General features: G+C 64.8%; 22 protein-coding genes. 8 read left to right on the top strand and 14 right to left on the bottom strand.

Annotated elements, in window-relative coordinates:
- The first annotated feature begins 150 nt into the window (after positions 1–150).
- The 3 genes from XH92_RS42015 to XH92_RS42005 all read left to right on the top strand — a co-directional run bounded on the left by XH92_RS42015 (position 151) and on the right by XH92_RS42005 (position 2,530).
- Entirely contained in the window at positions 151–618 is a 468-nt protein-coding gene (locus tag XH92_RS42015) for a PH domain-containing protein (RefSeq protein ID WP_194457269.1), read from the top strand.
- Positions 619–632: 14 nt separating this feature from the next.
- The gene (ubiG, locus tag XH92_RS42010; protein WP_194457268.1) at positions 633–1,385 is read left to right on the top strand and encodes a bifunctional 2-polyprenyl-6-hydroxyphenol methylase/3-demethylubiquinol 3-O-methyltransferase UbiG; all 753 of its coding nucleotides are present in this window, start codon (positions 633–635) and stop codon (positions 1,383–1,385) included.
- 245 nt (positions 1,386–1,630) lie between these two features.
- Positions 1,631–2,530: a DMT family transporter gene (locus XH92_RS42005; protein WP_194461688.1), complete on the top strand. Its 900-nt coding sequence runs from the start codon at positions 1,631–1,633 to the stop codon at positions 2,528–2,530.
- Between the two features lie 14 nt (positions 2,531–2,544).
- Here the strand turns inward: XH92_RS42005 and XH92_RS42000 are convergent, their stop codons facing one another.
- The 7 genes from XH92_RS42000 to XH92_RS41970 are packed head-to-tail and all read right to left on the bottom strand — an operon-like array spanning position 2,545 to position 6,467.
- On the bottom strand, positions 2,545–2,985 hold the full coding sequence (locus XH92_RS42000) for an EamA family transporter (RefSeq protein ID WP_194457267.1): 441 nt from the start codon (positions 2,983–2,985) through the stop codon (positions 2,545–2,547).
- Positions 2,975–3,328, bottom strand: coding sequence for a hypothetical protein (locus XH92_RS41995; RefSeq protein WP_194457266.1), 354 nt, complete (start codon positions 3,326–3,328; stop codon positions 2,975–2,977). The genes XH92_RS42000 and XH92_RS41995 overlap by 11 nt, the downstream gene beginning before the upstream one ends.
- A 38-nt stretch (positions 3,329–3,366) precedes the next feature.
- A complete protein-coding gene (locus XH92_RS41990; RefSeq protein WP_194457265.1) occupies positions 3,367–3,837 on the bottom strand; it encodes a DUF1178 family protein in 471 nt (156 codons plus the stop codon).
- Positions 3,834–4,712 (bottom strand): carbon-nitrogen hydrolase family protein, encoded by an 879-nt coding sequence (locus tag XH92_RS41985; RefSeq protein WP_194457264.1) that lies wholly within the window; start codon positions 4,710–4,712, stop codon positions 3,834–3,836. Before XH92_RS41985 ends, XH92_RS41990 begins: the two co-directional genes overlap by 4 nt.
- Positions 4,712–4,984: a glutaredoxin 3 gene (gene grxC / locus XH92_RS41980; RefSeq protein ID WP_194457263.1), complete on the bottom strand. Its 273-nt coding sequence runs from the start codon at positions 4,982–4,984 to the stop codon at positions 4,712–4,714. Before grxC ends, XH92_RS41985 begins: the two co-directional genes overlap by 1 nt.
- Before the next feature lie 29 nt (positions 4,985–5,013).
- Positions 5,014–5,823, bottom strand: coding sequence for a ComF family protein (locus XH92_RS41975; protein WP_194457262.1), 810 nt, complete (start codon positions 5,821–5,823; stop codon positions 5,014–5,016).
- A gap of 53 nt (positions 5,824–5,876) precedes the next feature.
- The gene (locus XH92_RS41970; RefSeq protein WP_246788130.1) at positions 5,877–6,467 is read right to left on the bottom strand and encodes a macro domain-containing protein; all 591 of its coding nucleotides are present in this window, start codon (positions 6,465–6,467) and stop codon (positions 5,877–5,879) included.
- Between the two features lie 126 nt (positions 6,468–6,593).
- Here XH92_RS41970 and XH92_RS41965 point away from each other — a divergent pair, with 126 nt between their 5' ends.
- A complete protein-coding gene (locus tag XH92_RS41965) occupies positions 6,594–7,436 on the top strand; it encodes a methyltransferase domain-containing protein (RefSeq protein ID WP_194457260.1) in 843 nt (280 codons plus the stop codon).
- Between the two features lie 495 nt (positions 7,437–7,931).
- On the opposite strand, the gene XH92_RS41960 is transcribed toward XH92_RS41965, so the two are convergent.
- On the bottom strand, positions 7,932–8,342 hold the full coding sequence (locus XH92_RS41960; protein ID WP_194457259.1) for a (deoxy)nucleoside triphosphate pyrophosphohydrolase: 411 nt from the start codon (positions 8,340–8,342) through the stop codon (positions 7,932–7,934).
- A gap of 230 nt (positions 8,343–8,572) precedes the next feature.
- Here XH92_RS41960 and XH92_RS41955 point away from each other — a divergent pair, with 230 nt between their 5' ends.
- Complete coding sequence (locus tag XH92_RS41955; protein ID WP_194457258.1) at positions 8,573–9,901, top strand: TadE/TadG family type IV pilus assembly protein; 1,329 nt, start codon at positions 8,573–8,575, stop codon at positions 9,899–9,901.
- A gap of 174 nt (positions 9,902–10,075) precedes the next feature.
- Here the strand turns inward: XH92_RS41955 and argJ are convergent, their stop codons facing one another.
- Positions 10,076–11,317 carry a bifunctional glutamate N-acetyltransferase/amino-acid acetyltransferase ArgJ gene (gene argJ / locus XH92_RS41950; protein ID WP_194457257.1) on the bottom strand — a complete coding sequence of 414 codons (1,242 nt, stop codon included), beginning with the start codon at positions 11,315–11,317 and terminating at the stop codon, positions 10,076–10,078.
- Positions 11,318–11,527: 210 nt separating this feature from the next.
- Positions 11,528–12,466 (bottom strand): peptidylprolyl isomerase, encoded by a 939-nt coding sequence (locus XH92_RS41945; protein WP_194457256.1) that lies wholly within the window; start codon positions 12,464–12,466, stop codon positions 11,528–11,530.
- 406 nt (positions 12,467–12,872) lie between these two features.
- Here XH92_RS41945 and secA point away from each other — a divergent pair, with 406 nt between their 5' ends.
- On the top strand, positions 12,873–15,737 hold the full coding sequence (gene secA, locus XH92_RS41940; RefSeq protein ID WP_194457255.1) for a preprotein translocase subunit SecA: 2,865 nt from the start codon (positions 12,873–12,875) through the stop codon (positions 15,735–15,737).
- Positions 15,738–15,884: 147 nt separating this feature from the next.
- Here secA and XH92_RS41935 read toward each other — a convergent pair whose 3' ends face one another.
- The 4 genes from XH92_RS41935 to XH92_RS41920 all read right to left on the bottom strand — a co-directional run bounded on the left by XH92_RS41935 (position 15,885) and on the right by XH92_RS41920 (position 18,190).
- Positions 15,885–16,352 (bottom strand): hypothetical protein, encoded by a 468-nt coding sequence (locus tag XH92_RS41935; protein WP_194457254.1) that lies wholly within the window; start codon positions 16,350–16,352, stop codon positions 15,885–15,887.
- A 357-nt stretch (positions 16,353–16,709) separates the two neighbouring features.
- The gene (locus tag XH92_RS41930; protein WP_246788128.1) at positions 16,710–17,009 is read right to left on the bottom strand and encodes a cupin domain-containing protein; all 300 of its coding nucleotides are present in this window, start codon (positions 17,007–17,009) and stop codon (positions 16,710–16,712) included.
- Positions 17,010–17,143: 134 nt separating this feature from the next.
- Positions 17,144–17,578, bottom strand: coding sequence for a VOC family protein (locus XH92_RS41925; RefSeq protein WP_194457253.1), 435 nt, complete (start codon positions 17,576–17,578; stop codon positions 17,144–17,146).
- 168 nt (positions 17,579–17,746) lie between these two features.
- Positions 17,747–18,190 carry a MarR family winged helix-turn-helix transcriptional regulator gene (locus tag XH92_RS41920; protein WP_038387042.1) on the bottom strand — a complete coding sequence of 148 codons (444 nt, stop codon included), beginning with the start codon at positions 18,188–18,190 and terminating at the stop codon, positions 17,747–17,749.
- A gap of 178 nt (positions 18,191–18,368) precedes the next feature.
- Between XH92_RS41920 and XH92_RS41915 the strand changes: the two genes are divergently transcribed.
- Both XH92_RS41915 and XH92_RS41910 read left to right on the top strand, forming a co-directional pair.
- Entirely contained in the window at positions 18,369–19,550 is a 1,182-nt protein-coding gene (locus XH92_RS41915) for a substrate-binding domain-containing protein (protein ID WP_194457252.1), read from the top strand.
- Positions 19,551–19,676: 126 nt separating this feature from the next.
- Positions 19,677–20,861 (top strand): substrate-binding domain-containing protein, encoded by a 1,185-nt coding sequence (locus tag XH92_RS41910; protein WP_194457251.1) that lies wholly within the window; start codon positions 19,677–19,679, stop codon positions 20,859–20,861.
- Positions 20,862–20,925 lie beyond the last annotated feature (64 nt).

Here is a 20,925-nt window from a genome sequence, read left to right as displayed (position 1 = left end):
GCGGGCACCGAAAGGCGCGTATACATAGCGCCGCGCCCGGGGGCAAGCCGGTTGGTAGGGGTCCCCTGACGGTCTTTTGGGGGTGTCCTGCCGGTTGCAGGCGGGCTGTGGCGCAAGGGTGACTCGCGGGAAACTCGAAGGCGGGATTGGATGGGACGTTATATCGACGAAATCCTGCAGCCCGGCGAGAAGGTGCTGTATTCCACCAACGCGCACTGGATGTTCTATCTGCCGGCGATCGGGGCCTGGATCGTGGTGCTGGTGCTGCTGATCCTGTCCCGGATGACGACGGTCGACGCCCTGGTGCTGGCCTGCCTGGCCGCCGCCGCCGTGGTCGCGGTCGCGGCGCTGTACTGGACAGGCGCGGCCTGGTTCCACCGCTGGACCACGGAAACCGACGTCACCAATTTCCGCGTGGTGCACAAGACCGGCTTCATCAAGCGGCGCACCTTCGAGATGAGCCTCGACAAGGTCGAGAGCGTCGATGTCAACCAGAGCATCCTCGGGCGCCTGCTCAATTATGGCGACGTCACCATCCGCGGCGTCGGCGAGGGCATCGAGACCATCAAGACCATCGCCTCGCCGCTGTCGTTCCGCAATTCGATCACCGCGCGATAGGGGCGCGCGCAATCATGGCTACAACGCTTTCCAATTCCACGGCGCCCTCGGTCGATCCGGCCGAGATCGCAAAATTCTCGAAACTGTCGGATGAATGGTGGGATCCGCACGGCAAGATGGCGCCGCTGCACAAGATCAATCCGCTGCGCCTGACCTACATCCGCGACGCCGCCTGCCGCAAGTTCGAGCGCAACGCCAAGAGCCTGAGCTGCCTGTCCGGCCTGCGCCTGCTCGACATCGGCTGCGGCGCCGGGCTGTTGTGCGAGCCGTTCACCCGGCTCGGGGCCCAGGTGATCGGCATCGACCCGTCAGCCACCAACATCGCGGCCGCGAAGCTGCACGCCGACAAGGGGCATTTGTCGATCGACTACCGCTGCACCACGGTCGAGGAGATGGACGCGCGCGAGCGCTTCGACATCGTGCTGGCGATGGAGGTGGTCGAGCACGTCGTCGACGTCGGCGCCTTCATCAAGCGCTGCGCCGCCATGCTCAAGCCGGGCGGGCTGATGGTGGTCTCGACCCTGAACCGCAACTGGAAGAGCTTTGCGCTGGCGATCGTCGGCGCCGAATACGTGCTGCGCTGGCTGCCGCGCGGCACCCACGACTGGAGCAAGTTCGTCACCCCCGCCGAGCTCGAGCGCTATCTCGGCGACGTCAACCTCACCGTCACCGAACAGGCCGGCGTGGTCTACAACCCGCTCGCCGACAAATGGAGCATCTCGTCCGACATGGACGTGAACTACATGGTGGTGGCGGAGGAGGTGTGAGTTCCTGTTACCTCGCCCCGCTTGCGGGGAGAGGTCGGATTGCGAAGCAATCCGGGTGAGGGGGGACTCTCCGCGCGCGTCGATCGTCGAACTTGCGGAAGCAGCCCCTCACCCCAACCCTCTCCCCGCAAGAGCGGGGCGAGGGAGTAGAGACGCAATCCAGTCATGCACCCACTCGGTTGACCGCCTCGACTGCAATCGGCACGCTGTGCGTGTACTCCCGCCGCCACGCTTTCCCATTCCACATGTTCACGATCGCCTCGCTCTGGATCCCCTTCACCATCGTCGCTGCGTTCGGGCAGGTGGCGCGCAATGCGATGCAGCGGCATCTCACCAAGCCGCTCGGGACCTGGGGCGCGACCAACATCCGCTTCCTGTTCGGACTGCCGTTCGCGGTGGTGTTCTTCGCGCTGGCGGTGCTGCTGACCGGCGATCGCGTGCCGTGGCCGGCGGATTCGTTCTGGCCGTGGCTGGTGTCCGGCGCGCTCAGCCAGATCGTCGGCACCGGCTTCATGCTGCTGGCGATGAACGACCGCTCCTTCGTGGTGACCACGGCCTACATGAAGACCGAGGCGATCCAGACCGCGATCTTCGGCTTCATCTTCCTTGGCGACCATCTGACGATGCCCAAGGTGATCGCGATCGTGATCGCGACCGTCGGCGTTGTCGTCACGGCGCTGCGGCCGGGCGGCTCGCGGCGCTTTGCCGATCTGCGCCCGACGGTGCTCGGCCTCGGCGCCGCCGCGGTGTTCGCGATCTCGGCGGTGAGCTTTCGCGGCGCCATCATTGCCGTGCCCGGCGTCTCGTTCGTGACGGCGGCGTCCTACACGCTGATGTGGAGCCTCCTCGTCCAGACGCTGATCCTGTCGGTCTATCTCTTGCTCCGCGCGCCAGACGTGCTGCGGAAAATTCTCGGCCTGTGGCGGCCCTCGATGTTCGCGGGCTTCATGGGCGCGTTCTCGTCGCAATTCTGGTTCCTGGCGTTCGCGCTGACCGCCGCCGCCAACGTGCGCACGCTGGCGCTGATTGAGGTGCTGTTCGCGCAGGGCGTGGCGTATTTCTCGCTCAGGCAGCCGTTCTCGCTGCGTGAGGTGATCGGCATCGTCCTGATCGTGATCGGCGTCGCGCTGCTGATTGCCGCGTAGTGCGCGAAAATGCTCTAACCCTTCACCGCGATCAGCACGGCCCCCGCCGAGATCAGCGCGATCCCGATCCAGCCATAGGGTGACGGGCGCTCGCCGAGGAACACGGCGCCGAACAGCGCCACCAGCACCACGCTGAGCTTGTCGATCGGTGCGACCAGTGTGGCGGGGCCGAGCTTGAGCGCGCGGAAATAGCAGATCCACGACGCGCCGGTGCCGAGCCCGGACAGCAGCAGGAACAGCCAGCTCTTGCCCGAGATCGGCCCGGCATGGGTGAATTGCCCGGTCGCGAACAGGATCGCCGACAGCGTGATCAGCACGACCACGGTGCGGATCAGGGTGGCGAGATCGGAGTTGATGCCCTCGACGCCGACCTTGGCGAAGATCGCAGTCAGCGCGGCGAAGACGGCGGAGAGAAAGGCCCAGACCTGCCAGGAGGTGAAGGTGTCAGATGGCATGAGGCGGACCTTGAGACAGGCTGGAGAGAATCCTCGGTGCAATGTCTTGCAACTTACCCTGAAGCTCAGGGTTGGCGAGATCGTGGATCGCCGCGCGGACAATTTTGTCGTGATGAGGTTCGATCCGGATGTCTTCGCGGCATTCGATCAAGTTCGCCCACGCCTCTACGGCCGTAGCGTTGATTCTGCCGCTCCCATACCGTTCCAGTACGTCGGCGATGTGTCGGCGCGTCAACGTCACAACTTCATCAGAATCCCACCCGAACGATCGGAGGCGCGCCTCCAAATCGGGGATGGGTGCATCAAAACGAATGAGTGATTGAAGAGCGGCGTGTCGGTTCATGGCGGATTGGAGAGCACCTCGTCCACCGATCCAATACCCTAGTTCCGGTCTTCCGGCAGCGTCGGCAGCGGCGAGACCTCGACGCCTTCGTCGATCAGCGCGCGCGCCTCTTCGGGCGAGGCCTCGCCATAGATAGGCCGGTGCTCGATATCGCCGTAATGCATCTTGCGCGCCTCGTTCGGGAAGCGGTCGCCGACATTGTCGGCGTTCTTCACGATGTGGTCGCGCAGTTCCTTCAGCTTGCTGCGCAGCTCGCGCTCCTGCGCCATCATCAGCGACGTCGATTCGTTCGGCGCCGCCTCGACGGGCGTGGCCGGCGCCGGGCGGGCCGGTTCGCGGCCCTTCTTGCTGACGACCTGGGGCGCCATGATGGCGCGCTCGATCTTGTCGGAGCCGCAGGACGGGCAATCGATCAGGTGACGTCGCTCCTGCGATTCATAGGCCGCGGAGCTCTGGAACCAGCTCTCGAACTGATGGCCGCGCTCGCAGCGCAGCGTGTAGCGGATCATGCCGAACCCCGGACGAGGTGCAGATGCTCCGGGCCGGCCTTGGGGTCGGCGATGCCGAAGCGCCTGCCATGCTGTAGCGAGGGAATGGTCTTGCGCGCGGTCTCGACCTTGGCGGGATCGATCTCGGCCAGGAACACGCCCGGCTCGACGCCGCCCTCGGCGAGGATCTCGCCCCAGGGGTCGATGATCAGCGAATGGCCGAAGGTCTCGCGCTTGTTCTCATGCAGGCCGGCTTGCGCCGCTGCGAACACGAAGCAGCCGGTCTCGATGGCGCGGGCGCGCAGCAGCGTGTGCCAATGCGCTTCGCCGGTCTTGCGGGTGAAGGCGGACGGCACCGTGAGGAAGGACGCGCCGGCTTCCGCAAGCGCGCGATAGAGCGCCGGGAAGCGCACGTCGTAGCAGATCGTCAGTCCGATCCGGCCCCAGGGCAGGTCGGAGATCACGGCGGTCTCGCCCGGCTGGTAATTGGCCGATTCGCGGTAGCTCTCGCCGCCGGGCAGATCGATGTCGAACATGTGGATCTTGTCGTAGCTCGCGAGCACATTGCCCTCGGGCCCGATCAGAAACGAGCGGTTGACCGCCTTCTCCGGCGAGTAGCGCAGCGCCAGCGAGCCGATATGCAGATGTATCTTCAGCTCGGCGGCAAGCGCGCGATAGGCCTGCAGCGACTTGTCATCCTCTTCGCTCGCCAAATGCTCGAACAGCGCCTTGCGGTTCAGCTGCATCATGTTGCTGACCTCGGGGGTCAGCACGTAGTTGGCGCCCTGCGCCGCCGCCTCGCGGATCAGCCGCATGCCCTGCTCGAGGCTCGGCTCGGGCAGCAATCCGGTGCGCATCTGCACCATGGCGGCGGTGAAAATGTTGTCCGTTGCCATCAGGCGCCGCCTCCGTTGCTGAGCAGGCCGTCGAGCTTGCCCTCGCGGTCGAGCGCGTAGAGCTCGTCGCAGCCGCCGACATGGGTCTTGCCGATGAAGATCTGCGGGAAGGTCGAGCCGGCGCCGGCGCGATCATACATCTCGTCGCGGAAGGCCGGGTTGCTGGCGACGCTGAGTTCGGTGAACGCAGCGTTCTTGCGCGTCAAAAGCGATTTGGCCGCGGTGCAATAACCGCAGCCCGGGCGGGTGTAGATTTCAATGGCAGCGGTCATGGTGCGCTCGGTTGAACCTGAATGACAGATTATATGGGAGCGCGGTGGGTATCGACAACCCGGGCAAACACGAGCACGTCGACCTGCGCAGCTTTGGCGCGGAGCAGCGCCCGCGCGCAGGCATCCACTGTGGCACCCGAGGTCAGGACGTCGTCGACCAGGACCACACGGCGGCCCTGGATGTCAGCCTTGCGTTCACCGGCGACCCCGAATGCGCCCTGCACATTGCTGGCGCGGTCCTTGCGCGACAGTCCGATCTGCTGCTCGGTGGCGCGGGTGCGCCGCAGCGCCTCGGAGACCATTTTGACGCCGCTCTGGCGCGCGATCACCTTGGCCAGCGCGCCGGACTGGTTGTAGCGCCGGCTCCAGCCGCGCCGCCAATGCAGGGGAACCGGCACCAGCATGTCGGCATCCCGTAGCAATTCCTTCCCCGCGCGCGCCATCCAGCGGCCCATTGTTGGCGCGAGATCAGTGCGATCCTGGTATTTCAATGCGTGCACCAGGGTGCGCGCGACGTCGTCATAGCGTACCGCGGCGCGGGCGCGTTGGTAGGCCGGCGGATTGGCGATCGCCTCCATCGACAGCAGCTCGGGACCCGGATCGTAGACGAAGGGAATGCCGAGCCGCGGGCAGAACGGCGGCGCGATGAACGACAATTTGGCCCAGCACGCCGCGCAGACGCCCTCGCCATGAACCGGCTCGCGGCAGGACACACACAGCGTCGGCAGCGCGACGTCGAGCGCCAAACGCGCGGTATGCAGCCACGCGCCCCCGATCGCGCCAAGCGCGCGCTGGACGTGACCGGTAATGGAGCGTGTCGGTGATGCCTCGGCGTCCATGGCATGAGGCTAGCGTTTGAGCCGTACGGGCTCAAGGCGCATGACGTCGCCTGTCACGACAGCATCTCGTGGTGTTCGCGCAGGATTGCCCGCGCGCCGCGCTTCTCGGCGCCTCGGCCGCCGATGATCGCGTCGTAGGCAAGCCGCATCTGGCGTGCGGCCGCGTCAGGCGCAACGGCGCCAATTCCGGTACCTAGTCCCGGCACCAGCAGGGTCCGAATGGGCGCTTTTGAGCGGATATTGTGGGCCAGGACGGCAATCAGCGCGGCCCGGAACGCAAGGTACACATTGACGGTCGCGCTGATGTCTGAGGGGATCCGCATGGTTGGTGCGCTGACCAGAAAGGAAATGAAGTCGTGGCCTGTGGCAACGATCGCGGCTTGCCCAACAGGCAATTCGCCATGGTGATGCTTTGCAATCGCTGCCTGCAGGTCGGTCTGAAGCGTCCAGCCGAAGAATTTCGAGTACAGAAGGTCGATTCCGCCATCCATGAAGCCGAAGCTGTTCGCCGGACTGACGATGGCGTCCGCCTTCTGTTCGAAGATGTTGCCGCGCGATACGCGCACCTCGGGCATGTCGGCAAAGGCAAGCTCCCAGGCCCTGACCACCCCAGCGTTGATATCCCGAAGGTGAACCGCAAGCATGGGAAAATCCATACAATCTTGGTGAGTGGACGATGGCCGCATGAAGCCCGTATCAGGCTAGCGGGTCGCCGGATTCGTCTCAAGCAACGCATTGCCTGCGACGGCGGTCCGGCGTAACCAGCGCGGATGGCAACGACCCCGGCCACCGCCCCGATCCTGTTCGATCGCGCATTGCTCGGCGCGCGGCTGGCGCGCGCGCGGCGCGAGGGGGCGGCGACGTTCCTGCTCGAGCGCGCGACCGAAGACATGGCGGACCGCTTGCAGGCGGTATCGCGCAGCTTTTCGGCGGCGGCCGACGTCTGGACGCCGGGTGAGGGGCTTGCTGAGGCCTTGCGCGGGCGTGTCGCCTCGGTCGAGCCGATCGGCTTCAGCGAGGCGGAAGCGCTCGGCCTGGCACCGGAGTCGCTCGATCTTGCGGTCTCCGCGCTCGCTTTCCAGTTCGTCAATGATCTGCCGGGCGTGCTGGCGCAGCTCCGCCGGGCGCTGAAGGGCGACGGGCTGCTACTCGCTTCGATGCTCGGCGGCGACACGCTGACCGAGTTGCGCCAGAGCTTCGCCGCGGCGGAGGCGGAATGCGAGGGCGGCGTGTCGCCGCGGGTCGCGCCGTTCGCCGACCTGCGCGACATCGGCGCACTGTTGCAGCGGGCCGGCTTCGCGCTGCCGGTGACCGATGTCGACCGCGTCGTGGTGCGCTATTCCAGCGCCTTCGCGCTGATGGCCGACCTCAGGCGCATGGGCGCGACCAATGTACTGCGCGAGCGCCGTCACACCCTGACCCGCCGCGCCACCATGCTGCGGATGGCGCAGATCTACGCCGAACGCTTCGCCGATCCCGATGGCCGCATCCGCGCCACCTTCGACATCGTCTGGCTGTCCGGCTGGGCGCCGCATGAAAGCCAGCCGAAGCCGCTGAAGCCCGGTTCGGCGAAAGCGAGTTTGGAGGCGGCGGTGAAGCAGGTGAAGCGTTAGGCACGCACGGTGCCGGGGCTCCCTCTCCCCTTGCGTGAGAGGGTTGGGGAGAGGGGTAGCCCCGGGCGAGATATTCGTGTGATCATCGCTTTCGCAATTCTGCGCCCGTCTTCGAGATGCAGGCTGAGGGAGCGCGCCGTGTGGCACCCCTCTCCCCAGCCCTCCCCCGCAAGGGGGGAGGGAGCCCGTCCATCGTGCGTCCCTCACGGTCGTTCGCTGATCGCGCGCCAGCGAAATCACAGCAGACGCGGCAGCAGCGGGGATGCCGCCGTCGCTTACCTTTCCCTCGGATCGCAGTTGTCGATGCGATCCAACCTCTCTCACAAGGTGGGCGACGGTTGCTTGCGCGATTTCGGAATAATGGAATTGTGCCGGTGAGTTGCCCGACGTGTCAAGCGGCTTGGTCGAACGCCGACCGCCGCGGCTACTGTGCATGGGGTTGTTTTCGATATTTTGGCGGCGCGCCTCCCTCGCAAGCGGGAGAGGCGAAGCAGATCACAGCAGCAAATCCATCAGATGCGGCAGCAGCGGGATGTCCGCCGGCGGCATCGGGTAGTCACGCAGCTTGTTCGCGCGCACCCAGGCGAGGTTCTGGCCCTCGCGCGCCACCGCCATGCCCTCCCACCGGCGGCAGATGTAGAGCGGCATCAGGAGATGGAAGGTCTCGTAGGCATGGCTGGCGAAGGTCAGCGGCGCGAGGCACGGCTCGCTCACGGTGATGCCGATCTCCTCGTGCAGCTCGCGGATCAGGGTCTGCTCCGGCCGCTCGCCGGGCTCGATCTTGCCGCCGGGGAATTCCCACAGGCCGGCCAGCGCCTTGCCCTCGGGGCGTTGCGCCAGCAGCACGCGCTTGTCGGCATCGACCAGCGCGCAGGCGACGACGAGGATCAGCTTGATGTCAGCCATGCGGCACGAATGTCCTTACCAAGCATGATCCGGAAAGGTGCGAAGCGGTTTTCCGAAAAGCTCATGCTCAAAGAATGAGTCTTGCAAGCTTTCATTAACCAGCAACGCGCCGTCAGCCAAACGATTTGTGCCCCTGGGCGTTTTCTGCATCCGCGATAAGCCGGCCTTAATGCGCAACGGGCAGGATGAAGGTTGTTATCTGCCCATCATTTTCTTTGCCGATATCAGCCATGCGCACCTTGCTTCGGACCGTCAGCCGTTTCCGCCGCGATCGCTCCGGCAACATCGCAATGATCTTCGGCCTGGCCCTGCTGCCGCTGCTCATCGCGGTCGGATGCGCGGTGGACTATTCCCGCGCCAACCAGATCCGCAGCAAGCTGATCTCCGCCGCCGACGCGGCGAGCGTCGGGTCGATCGCCAAGGCATCGCCCGGCTTCGTTGCCGCCGGTGCCATGACCTCGGACGGCGAGATCTCGGCGGGAGAAGCCGATGCGCGGAAGATCTTCAACGGCAATATCTTCAATCAGAACGGCTTCACGCTGACCAGCGTGACGCCGACCATGACCAAGAGCGGCGGCACCATCACCTCGACGGTCCAGTTCACCGCCAACGTCCCGACCATGTTCCTCGGCGTGATGGGACGGAGCACGATGACGGTGTCGGGCACCTCGACCTCGACCGCCAACATGCCGCTCTACATCGATTTCTACCTGCTGCTCGACAATTCGCCGTCGATGGGAGTCGCAGCGACGCCTGCCGATGTGACCAAGATGGTCAACAACACGCCGGATCAGTGCGCATTCGCCTGCCACGACTACAACGATGCCAACAACTACTACAATCTCGCCAAGACGCTCGGCGTCACGACGCGGATCGACGTGCTGCGCAGCGCGACCCAACAGCTGATGGACACGGCCGCGAACACCGCGACCTATTCCAGCCAGTACCGGATGGCGATCTACGATTTCGGCGCCTCGTCGGCGACGATCGGCCCGCGCGCGCTGTTCACGCTGTCGACCAGCCTGTCGAGCGCCAAGACCGCGGCCGGCAACATCGACCTGATGGGCGTCTACGGCAACAACGACTCGTACACCGCCGACAAGGACAGCCAGTTCTCGACGGTGCTTCCGGCCATCAGCAATGCGATCAGCGCGCCGGGTCCCGGCACCTCGGCCGCGCCGATGAAATATCTGTTCTTCGTGTCCGACGGGGTCGCCGACGAACCCAATTCAAGCTGCCTGAAGCCGATCACCGGCAGCAATCGCTGCCAGTCACCGATCAATCCGGCGCTCTGCACGGCAATCAAGAACCGCGGCATCAAGATCGCGGTGCTCTACACCACCTATCTGCAGCTGCCGACCAACAACTGGTACATGACCTGGATCGATCCGTTCAACCAGGGCCCGTTCGGTCCGTCGCCGAACAGCCAGATCGCGCAGAACATGCAGGCCTGCGCCTCGCCGGGCTTCTATTTCGAGGTCAGCCCGACCCAGGGCATCGCGGATGCGATGAATGCGCTGTTCAAGAAGGCAGTCGCCGACGCGCGGATCTCGAGCTGACGCAGCGACCCGCATCTCTCCCGTCACTCTGAGGAGGCCGCGAAGCGGCCGTCTCGAAGGGTCGACGGCCCCGCTCTTTCCACGCTCCGTCGGGGCCGTGCATCCTTCGAGACGCGCTACGCGCTCCTCAGGATGACGGGTCGGGGACTTCGCCCGTTGCAATGACAGTGACTTCTACGACCGGTAATCGCCGTTGATCGCGACGTATTCCTTGGTGAGGTCGCAGGTCAGCACGCGGTCTTTCGCCTTGCCGAGGCCGAGCGCGACCTTGATCTGGATCTTCGGCGCCTTCATCGCTTCCGAGACCTCTTTCTCGTTGTAGGACGGATCGCGCGCGCCGCTCTTGGCGACGCGGATGCCGTTGAAGGAGATCGAGAGCTTGTCGCGGTTGGCGGGCTCGCCGGCCTTGCCGACCGCCATCACGACGCGGCCCCAATTGGCGTCCTCGCCGGCGATCGCGGTCTTCACCAGCGGTGAATTGGCGATCGACATCGCGATCTTGCGGGCCGACGGTTTTGTCGTCGCGCCTTCGACCACGACCTCGACCAGCTTGCGGGCGCCTTCGCCGTCGCGCGCCACCTGCTCGGAGAGATCGGCGAGGATCTGCTGGAACGCCTTGGTGAAGGCCTTCAGGCGCGGGTCGCTGGCGCGCGAGATCTTCGGCGCGCCGTTGGCGGCCGCAGCGCCGGTCGCAAATGCCAGCAGCGTGTCCGAGGTCGAGGTGTCGCCGTCGATGGTCAGCGCATTGAAGGTGTCCTCGACGCCGGCCTTGAGCAGCGATTGCAGCACGCCAGCCGACAGCGGCGCGTCGGTGAAGATGAAGGACAGCATGGTCGCCATGTCGGGCATGATCATGCCGGCCCCCTTGGCCATGCCGTTGATCGTCACCTTGGCCTTGCCGAGCTTGACGGTCGCGGTGGCGACCTTCGGGAAGGTATCGGTGGTCATGATCGCCCTGGCGGCGTCCATCCAGAGGTCGGGCGTCGCGGTCTGTGCGAGTTGCGCCAGCACGCCATCGAACTTGCTGGCGTCGAGCGGCTCGCCGATCACGCCTGTGGAGGCCAGGAAGACGTCCGACGTCGAGCAGCCGACCGCTTTCGATGCAATCTGCGCGGTCAGCGCGGTGGATGCCTTGCCGGTCTTGCCGGTGAAGGCGTTGGCGTTGCCGGAATTGACCACTAGGGCACGCGCAGCCCCGCCCTTCAGCTTGGCGCGGCACCATTCGACCGGCGCCGACGGGCACTTCGACTTGGTGAAGACGCCGGCCACCGTGGTGCCCTTGTCCAGCAGCGCGAGCAGCACGTCGGTGCGCCCCTTGTAGCGGATGCCGGCGGCAGCGGTCGCAAGCCGCACACCCGCGATCACGGGCATCTCGGGAACGTCGGGCGGGGCGAGGGGAGAGACGGCAGTGGACATCGGGAGGCTTCCGGCTACGGGGAGGGAAGCGCTGCATAACATCTCGCCGGCTGAAGCGGGAGAGGGCTGTGGCGCGAACGCCGGTTGTCATCAATCGTTCAAAGAAGCCGTAGCCCGGATTTCGCTTCGCTTCATCCGAGCTACGAAGACCTCGCAAAAGCAAATGGCCGGGACATGCCCGGCCATCGCGACTGCTTTCGTTTTCGCGGCTTACTTCTTCGCCGGCGCCATCTTGTTGTCGGCGGGCTTCGGCGCGTCCTTGGCGGCATCGGCCGGCGCGGTCGCGTCCTTGGCCGTTTCGGCCGGCTTGTCCATGCGCTCGACCTTGGCGGCCTCGCGCAGCTTGGCGACGTAGTCGGCCTGGGCCTTGCGGGTCACATAGGTCTCGATCTGGGCCTTCACCTGCTCGAAGTCGGGCGCCTTGCGGTTGCGCTTTTCCTCGACCTTGATGATGTGCCAGCCGAACTGCGACTTGACCGGATCGGAGATCTTGCCCGGTTCGAGCGTGAAGGCGACCGCGGAGAACTCCGGCACCATCTGCTCCTTGGTGAAGAAGCCGAGGTCGCCGCCGTCGGAGGCGCCGGGATCCTTTGACTTCTTCTTGGCGAGCTCGGCGAAATCGGCGCCCTTGTCGAGCTCGGCCTTGATCGCCTTGGCCTCGTCCTCGGTCTCGACCAGGATGTGGCGGGCGCGCACTTCCTGCTCGCCGGTGATCTGCTTGGCGGCCTCCTCATAGACCTTCTTCATGGCGTCGTCGGTGGTCGCGGCCTTGCCCTCGCTGGCAAGCAGGCTGTCCATCAACAGGCGGTTGCGGGTGAAGGCGAGCCGCTTCTTGAAGTCGTCGTTGTTCTCGATCTTCTTGTCCTCGGCGGCCTTGGACACGATCTTCATGTCGATCAGGAAGGACAGCACGTTGTCCTTGCGGGTCGAGGGGTCCATCTGCTGCAGGCTCGGGCCGAGTTCCTCCTCGGCGAGCGCCACGTCGCTAGCGTGGATCTCGGAACCGTTCACCTTCGCCAGCACCGGGTCGGATTCTGCGGCGCGGACCGGGAGGCCGGCAGCCAGCACTGCGACAAGACAGCCCGTGGCGGCCAGGGTGGCGAGGCCGAGGCGCAGGCCGGTTTTGGTTTCCGGAGGCGAGGTGGTCATGCAAAATCCTTGGTCTAAAGGGGGGAAGCTCGAGCGGGGCGGACACTCGCCCAATCGTGTTACATTGGCAACGCGAAAGTCTTGTCAAAATGATGAATTCCTTGACATCTTGGCGGCGTTGACAACCCCCCGACCGGGCCATATCTCTGGCCGACCGTGTCAGCGGTGAGAGCGCTTATTTTGCTGCGTTTTTCGCCGTTGAACCCAGGATGGCCCGTTTCCCACTCAATTGGCGGAGGAGCCCCGGGCCGGGGCTCGAACCGTAGCGCGTCACGGTGAGTTGATAGGCGATCCGGCGGACCATCTCAGGCTGTATTCCAAGACTGAAATCCAACACTGAAATCCAAGACTTGAATTCCAAGACTCAACCAAGACCGAACTCGAGACCGAAGAACAGGAATTTCGCATGATCGGCGCGCTCGCCCGCAAGTTTTTCGGCTCCGCCAACGACCGTCGGGTCAAGGGCTATCAGTCCCGCGTCAGCGCCATCAACGCCCTGGAGCCCGAACTCGTCAAGCTGACGGACGATCAGCTCAAGGCCCGCACCGCCGAATTCAAGCAGCAGCTCGCCAGCGGCAAGACGCTCGACGACATCCTGGTCCCGGCCTTCGCCACGGTGCGCGAGGCGGCCAAGCGGACGCTCGGCCAGCGCCATTTCGACGTCCAGCTGATCGGCGGCATGGTGCTGCACGAGGGCGACATCGCCGAGATGAAGACCGGCGAAGGCAAGACGCTGGTTGCAACGCTCGCGGTCTACCTCAACGCGCTCGCCGGCAAGGGCGTCCATGTCGTCACCGTCAACGACTATCTCGCCCGCCGCGACTCCGGCTGGATGGGCCAGATCTATGCCTTCCTGGGGCTGACCACCGGCGTGATCGTGCACGGCCTCGACGACGCCGAGCGCAAGGCCGCCTATGCCTGCGACATCACCTACGGCACCAACAACGAATACGGCTTCGACTATCTGCGCGACAACATGAAGTACCGCCTGGAGGACATGGTCCAGCGCGAGCACTTCTATGCGATCGTCGACGAAGTCGACTCGATCCTGATCGACGAAGCGCGCACGCCGCTGATCATCTCCGGTCCGCTCGACGACCGGTCGGATTTCTACAACACCATCGACACCTTCATGCCGAAGCTCGCCAAGAAGGACGACTACGAGGTCGACGAGAAGCAGCGCACGGTGACGCTGACCGAAGGCGGCATGGAGAAGCTCGAGAACCTGCTGCGCGACGCCGGCCAGCTCAAGGGCGATTCACTGTACGACGTCGAGAACGTCTCCGTCGTGCATCACGTCAACCAGGCGCTGCGCGCGCACACGCTGTTCACGCGCGACAAGGATTACATCGTCCGCGACGACGAGGTGGTCATCATCGACGAGTTCACCGGCCGCATGATGCAGGGCCGGCGCTATTCGGAAGGCCTGCACCAGGCGCTGGAAGCCAAGGAGCACGTCACGGTCCAGCCCGAGAACCAGACGCTGGCCTCGATCACCTTCCAGAACTATTTCCGGATGTACCAGAAGCTGTCCGGCATGACCGGCACGGCGCTGACCGAAGCCGACGAACTGTTCGACATCTACAAGCTCGAGGTCGTCGAGATCCCGACCAACCTGCCGGTGGCGCGCCTCGACGAGGACGACGAGGTCTACCGCACCCAGAACGAGAAATACGCCGCGATCCTTGCCGAGATCGAGCGCGCCAACAAGCGGCTGCAGCCGGTGCTGGTCGGCACGGCGTCGATCGAGAAGTCGGAAGTGCTGGCCGACTACCTCAAGAAGCACGGCTACAAGCAGATCGACTTCACCTCCGAATCCGGCATGGAGAAGCTCTATGCCGCGGCCCGCGCCGGCAAGCCGGCGAAGCTGTTCGCGGTGCTGAACGCGCGCTTCCACGAGCAGGAAGCCTATATCGTCGCGGAAGCCGGCGTGCCCGGCGCGATCACGATCGCGACCAACATGGCCGGCCGCGGCACCGACATCAAGCTCGGCGGCTCGCTCGAAATGCGAATCCAGCAGGAGACCGCCACCATCACCGACGAGGCCGAGAAGGCCAGGAAGATCGAGCAGATCAAGGCCGACATCGAGCGCTTCCGCGAGCTCGTGCTGAAGGCGGAAGAGGATTTCGAGGTCGAGCCCGCCAAGGGCAGCAAGCCCGCGAAGACCGTGAAGAAGCCGGGCGGCCTCTACATCATCGGCTCCGAACGTCACGAATCCCGCCGCATCGACAATCAGCTGCGCGGCCGCTCCGGCCGTCAGGGCGACCCCGGCCGCTCGAAATTCTTCCTGTCGCTGGAAGACGATCTGATGCGCATCTTCGGCTCCGACCGGCTCGACAGCATGCTGCAACGGCTCGGCCTGCAGGAAGGCGAGGCCATCATCCATCCCTGGATCAACAAGGCGCTCGAGAAGGCCCAGCAGAAGGTCGAAGCGCGCAACTTCGACATCCGCAAGAATCTGCTCAAGTTCGACAACGTTCAGAACGACCAGCGCAAGGTGATCTTCGACCAGCGCGTCGACCTGATGAAGGACGACAGCGTCGTCGAGACCGTGACCGACATGCGCCATGCCTTCGTCGAGGACGTGGTCGCCAAGCACATCCCCGAGCACGCCTATGCCGAGCAGTGGGACACCGCGGGCCTCAAGGAAGAGCTGAAGCGCGTGCTCGATGTCGACCTGCCGGTCGACGAATGGGCCAAGGAAGAGGGCATCGCCGACGAGGAGCTGCTCAACCGCATCGAGAATCATGTCGACGAGCGGATGGCCGCCAAGGTCGCGCAGTGGGGCCCCGACGTGATGCGCTACGTCGAGAAGACCATCCTGCTGCAGACGCTCGACCATCTCTGGCGCGAGCACCTGATCATGCTGGATCATCTGCGCCAGGTGATCGGCCTGCGCGGCTATGGCCAGCGCGATCCGTTGCAGGAGTACAAGACCGAAGCCTTCAATCTCTTCCAGGAGATGAGCGCGCATCTGCGCGAGGCGGTCACCGCGCAGCTGATGCGGGTCGAGATCGTGCCGCCGGACGAGCCGCCGCAGCCGCTGCCGCTGATGGAAGCGCACAAGCTCGATCCCAACACTGGCGAGGACGAGTTCGCCCAGGCCCGCCTGACCGAAGCCACCTACGCCCAGGCCTCGCTGGCGCCGGGGATGCCCGCCGCCGACCGCAATCCGAATGACCCGGCAAGCTGGGGCAAGGTCGGCCGCAACGAGGACTGCCCCTGCGGCTCAGGCAAGAAGTACAAGCACTGCCACGGAAGGTACGCTTGACAGCAATTCCAACTCATCGGTGCGCTGTCGGTATTTGGTCCGCGCTCCGTTGATGTGCTGCGGCATCCGCTTCCGTGAGCGGGACTTGCTCCATGCCTCGCGAGACAGAATGCCGCCGCTCGAACGGCGGCATTCCGGCCTGATGCCCTACTTCAGCTTGTAGGTGCCGGTCTGGTGATTGCAGTCCTGGAACGTTCCCGGTTTGATGACCGGAAAGGGACCTAGTGGCTGGACAGTTCCGCTTGCAACCATACCTTCGTATTTTCCAGTGCCCACGATATTCTCGCGGGTGACCTTGCCGTCGCTCCCGACAGAAAAATACGACAGGCGTTTGTCGCCGTCTGCATCGATGGCCTCGCACACCGTCGACCCGGTGTTCTTGCCGTCGAGCGAGGCGTTCATTCCCACGCAGCGGAAGGTGTGCTTGTCAAACATTCCGCCCGGTGTCGTGCTTCGGATAGCCCCCGTCATTTCGTAACTCGCAGCCGTGTGCGTCTTTGAGAAGGCGATCACGTTGTTGGCGCCGGACCAGCACGCGGTGTAGTCGTAGGTGCCCTCCTTTGGCAGCTCGGCTGCAAACACGGACGGGGCAGAGGCGATAATCGATACGGCCAATATGTACCTTCGCATGGCATTCCCCTCCAAAAAACAATTGAAAATAAATGTCCCCGTGAAGGCGGGACATCGAAGCGTAGCACAACAACCAGTGCTCGATGAGGGATGTCGATTGTTGCGATGCGCCATCGGCGTCAAAACCGAAGCGGTCGTGAACATCCAACGGGTGGATGCCTCTTCTGATCGAGGCATTTCAAGCGGCGTCGCTGCCGCGATCGCCCTTGACGGTCTATCGTGCCCCGATCACGGCGGCCGTGTTGGACGATCGCCGCTTGCTATTTCGGCTTGTCGTAGAGCGGCCTACCCTTGTCGACGATATGGATGGTCAACAGCTTGATCGCCTTGCCGCCGACGACTTTAGTAGGCGCCATGCGGTGTATCCCGTGCATTCAGGCCAACGGCGCCGGTCCGAACGGGTACCTGCTTTCCGTCAGGTAGTTCGATGGTGCCGCCTTCGAGGAAGTAGTACGACTCATCGCCGGGATGGATGTGAAGCGTTGAAGTGTCCCCGGGCTTTAACTCGCTGATGCTGGTGATGACCTCCATGTTCATCCCGGTGAGGTCGCTGCGCTTCAGTTCCTTTCGAAACGGCGAGTCCTGCGCACCCGCCGACGTGACCGGCATCGCAGCCAAAGCAATTCCGATTGTCACCTTCACGGAAATCGCGCCTCCCTTAAGAAGGGCGCCAAGTATCGCCACCCAGCTTCCTGAAAATTTCGGAAGCCGGCAAGGGTGCCTGGCGAGGCACGTTCCGCACCGCAAATCGGCCCGCCCGTCGCAGGCGCATGCCGTCAGCCGGCGTAGGCACGATCGAGATCGGCGATCACGATCTTCTGCATCTTCAACATCGCCTGCATGACGCGGTCGGCTTTTGTGCGATCGGGGTCGCTCAAGTAGCGGCTCAGCGCCGTCGGGATCACCTGCCAGGACAGGCCGAAGCGGTCCTTGAGCCAGCCGCAGCGCGATTCCTGGCCGCCGTCGGTGAGCTTCTCCCAGAAGTAATCCACCTGTTCCTGGGTCTCGACGCTGAGGAAGAACGATACCGCTTCGTTGAACTTGTGCTGCGGTCCGCCATTGAGCGCATAGAACCGCTGCCCCTCGAGTTCGAAACTCGCCATGAAGTCGCTGACGGTCTCGATCTCGGCGTTCGGGAACACCGATTTGTAGAAGGCAACGGCATCGCGGACGTTGTTGTCGAGCCAGAGGAACGGCGTGATCGAAGTCATGACAGGGGTGTCCTCGCTAGTTGTCGGATCGGGGGAACCTGCGCGACGACACGCGAAGGCTGCGCCGCAGGCGCGCCCAAAGGACGCTCCGGATCGTCGCCTCCCGACATTCCCTGCCGGCTCTTTTTTCGATGATTTCGATAGCGGCGTCGCCCGGCCGGCGCGGCCCTAGTTGGCGCTGCCGATCAGGCTTTCCAGCAGGCGCTTGAGCTCGGTGGTCGACTTGTCGCCATAGCTCTCGACGATGTGCTCCTCCTGGCTCACCGCCAGCGAGTTCAGCCGCCGGCACAGCGCCTTGCCGCGGTCGGAGACGAACATCAGCACCTTGCGGCGATCCTTGGGATCCTGCACGCGATAGACCAGCGCATCCGACACCATGCGGTCGATCATCTTGGTCAGCGTCGGATGGTTGAGCAGCACCGCATCCGCAAGCTCGCCCATCGAGTGGCCGTTGCCGTCGGACAGCACCTTGAGGATGCGCCACTGCTCGACCGGCACGCCTTCCTTGGCCAGCCGCGTCTCCAACTGCCGGTTGATCTCCCGGTTGGCTTGCGCGAGCAGGTAGGTGAGGTGTTCGGTGATCGGGGAATTTTCTTTCGGCGGTTTAGCCACGGCGTGAGACCTGGTTCCTGACCCGGTGAATGAATGTCCGGCAACGCATGCCGTTTCTATATGCACTTCAATTGTTGAATATTCAATATTTTCCCCTAGGATATTCCCCCAACCAAAGGGCGGATGCCGCAACCGCCCGCTGGCTGCGTTGCGTATTGCTTCCCAGACAGGAGTTGGCGTGCTCTCGACGGTCTCTTTCCAGGCGCATGGCGGCTTGCCCGTCGCGCCGCCGCACCTGTTTCGAAGCCCGTCGTCCTGTGCGGCCGATCTCGCTTTGACCGTCAAGCCGGGCTCCTCGCGCCGTGGCGGCACCGACAGCAAGCTCAGGATCGGCAATTTCATCACTTTCTCCGGCGCGCCCGGAATCTGGGGGCCGATCTCGGCCAACAGCGTCATGCTGGCGGTCGACGAGATCAACCGGCGCGGCGGCATCCGCGGCCGCGAGGTCGAATTGTCGATGTACGACGCCGGCGGGCCGATCGAGGAGGTGGTGCGCCGCGCCGAGCGGGCGATCGCGTTCGACGAGATCGACGTCATCATGGGCTCGCATATCAGTGCGGTGCGCCTCGCGCTGCGCAAGGTCACGGCCGGCCGCATCCCCTATGTCTACACGCCGGTCTATGAGGGCGGCGAGCGGACGCCAGGGGTGATGGCGATCGGCGAGACGCCGCGCGCCGAAAGCCGGCCCGCGATCCACTGGCTCACCGAGGTCAAGAAGGCGCGGCGCTGGTATCTGATCGGCAGCGATTATGTCTGGCCCTGGCAATCGCATCGCGCGGTGAAGCGCTACATCAAGGAGGCCGGCGGCCAGGTGGTCGGTGAGGAGTTCGTCCCGCTCGGCGAGGACGATCACGAGCCGCATCTGGCGCGGATCCGCGCCGCCAAGCCCGACGTCGTGCTGATCACCCTGATCGGCACCGACAGCATCACCTTCAACCGGGCCTTCGCCGACGCAGGGCTCGCCGCCACCACGCTGCGCTATGCGGGGGCAATGGACGAGACCGTGCTGCTCGGCATCGGGCCTGATGCGACCGAGAACCTGTTCTGCGCCTCCGGCTATTTCGGCTGCGTCGATTCGCGCGCCAATGACGAGTTCCGGACCAGCTACCGTGCGATGTTCGGGGCGCACGCGCCGCCGATCGGCTCGGTCGGGCAGTCCAATTACGAGGGGATGCGCTTCCTCGAAGCGGCGGCCAACCGGGCCCGCTCGCTGTCGACAGGGCCCTTGTCTGCTGCGGCGCGCAACCTCGTCTACAGCGGCGCGCGCGGCGCCGTCACCATTCGCGACGGCCGCGCCGAAATGCCGATCTATCTTGCCGAGGCCGACGGTCTCGACTTCAATGTGATCAAGACGATCTAGAAGCGTTCTCGAGCGAAGTGGGTACCGGTTCGCGTGAAGAGAACGCGCCAAGGCAGGAGCTAGTGGCACCGTCGCCCATCAGGGCGATGCCGTGAGGCGGCGTGCCGGTGCCAGACAGGAGCAGGTGTGCATTCGACGCCCAACGTCACGGCAAGAAACCTCCCGTTCCCGCCGTCCCTGCTGTTCAGGAACCTGGCGTCCGCGGCGTCGGATCGCATGCTCGCGCCGATGGATCGGGGCGGGTTCGGTCCGCGCGGCGCGCGCAACCGGCTGCGGATCGCAGGCTTCGTCTGTTGCTCCGGTTCGCCCGGGATGTGGGGCCCCGCCGCGACCTCGACCGCGCAGCTTGCCGTTGCGGACATCAACCGGCGCGGTGGCATCCTCGGCCGCGAGATCGAGTTCCAGGTCTATGACGCCGGCGGACCGATCGAGGACGTGATCGACCGCGCCGAGCAGGCGATCGCGTCCGACGAGGTCGATCTCATCATGGGCATGCACACCAGCAGGGTGCGTGTCGCGCTGCGTGGCCTCATCACCCGCAGCAAGATCCCCTACATCTACACGCCGGTCTATGAGGGCGGCGAGCGGACGCCGGGCGTGATCGCGATCGGCGAGACGCCGCGCTGGCAGAACCGGCCATCGATCCACTGGCTGGCCGAGGCGAAGCGCGCCAGGCGCTGGTACCTGATCGGCAGCGACTATGTCTGGCCCTGGCAGTCGCACCGCGCGGTGAAGCGCTACATCAAGGAAACCGGCGGCCTTGTGGTCGGCGAGGAGTTCGTGCCGGTCGGCGAGGACGATCACGAGGCGCATCTGGAACGGATCCGCGCGGCGAAGCCCGATGTCGTGCTGATCTCGCTGATCGGCACCGACAGCGTGACCTTCAACCGCGCCTTTGCCGACGCCGGGCTCGCCGCCACCACGCTGCGCCTTGCCGGCTGTTTCGACGAAACCGCGCTGCTCGGCATCGGCGCCGACAAGACCGAGAACCTGTTCTGCGCCTCCGGCTATTTCCCCTCGGTCGGCTCGCAGGCCGGCGACGAATTCAGGGACCGCTATCGCGCGATGTTCGGGGCCTTTGCGCCGCCGGTCGGATCGTGCGGCGAGTCCGCCTATGAAGGCTTCTGCCTGCTGGAGGCTGCCGCCAACTGCGCCGGCTCGCTCGACCTGCGGCCGCTGCTCGCGGCAGCCGACAACCTCGTCTATCGCGGCCCGCGCGGTCCGGTCACGGTGCGCAGCGGCCACGCCAGGATGCCGATGTATCTTGCCGAAGCCGACGGCCTCGACTTCAGGGTGATCAAGCCGATCTGAGTCTTTCTTCACCTCCTCCGCTTGCGGGGTCGAGACCAGCGGAGCTGGCTCTTAGGTCGCATTG

The organism is Bradyrhizobium sp. CCBAU 53421, assembly GCF_015291625.1.
Lineage (GTDB): Bacteria > Pseudomonadota > Alphaproteobacteria > Rhizobiales > Xanthobacteraceae > Bradyrhizobium.
This window is presented reverse-complemented; position numbering and strand designations above follow the sequence as displayed.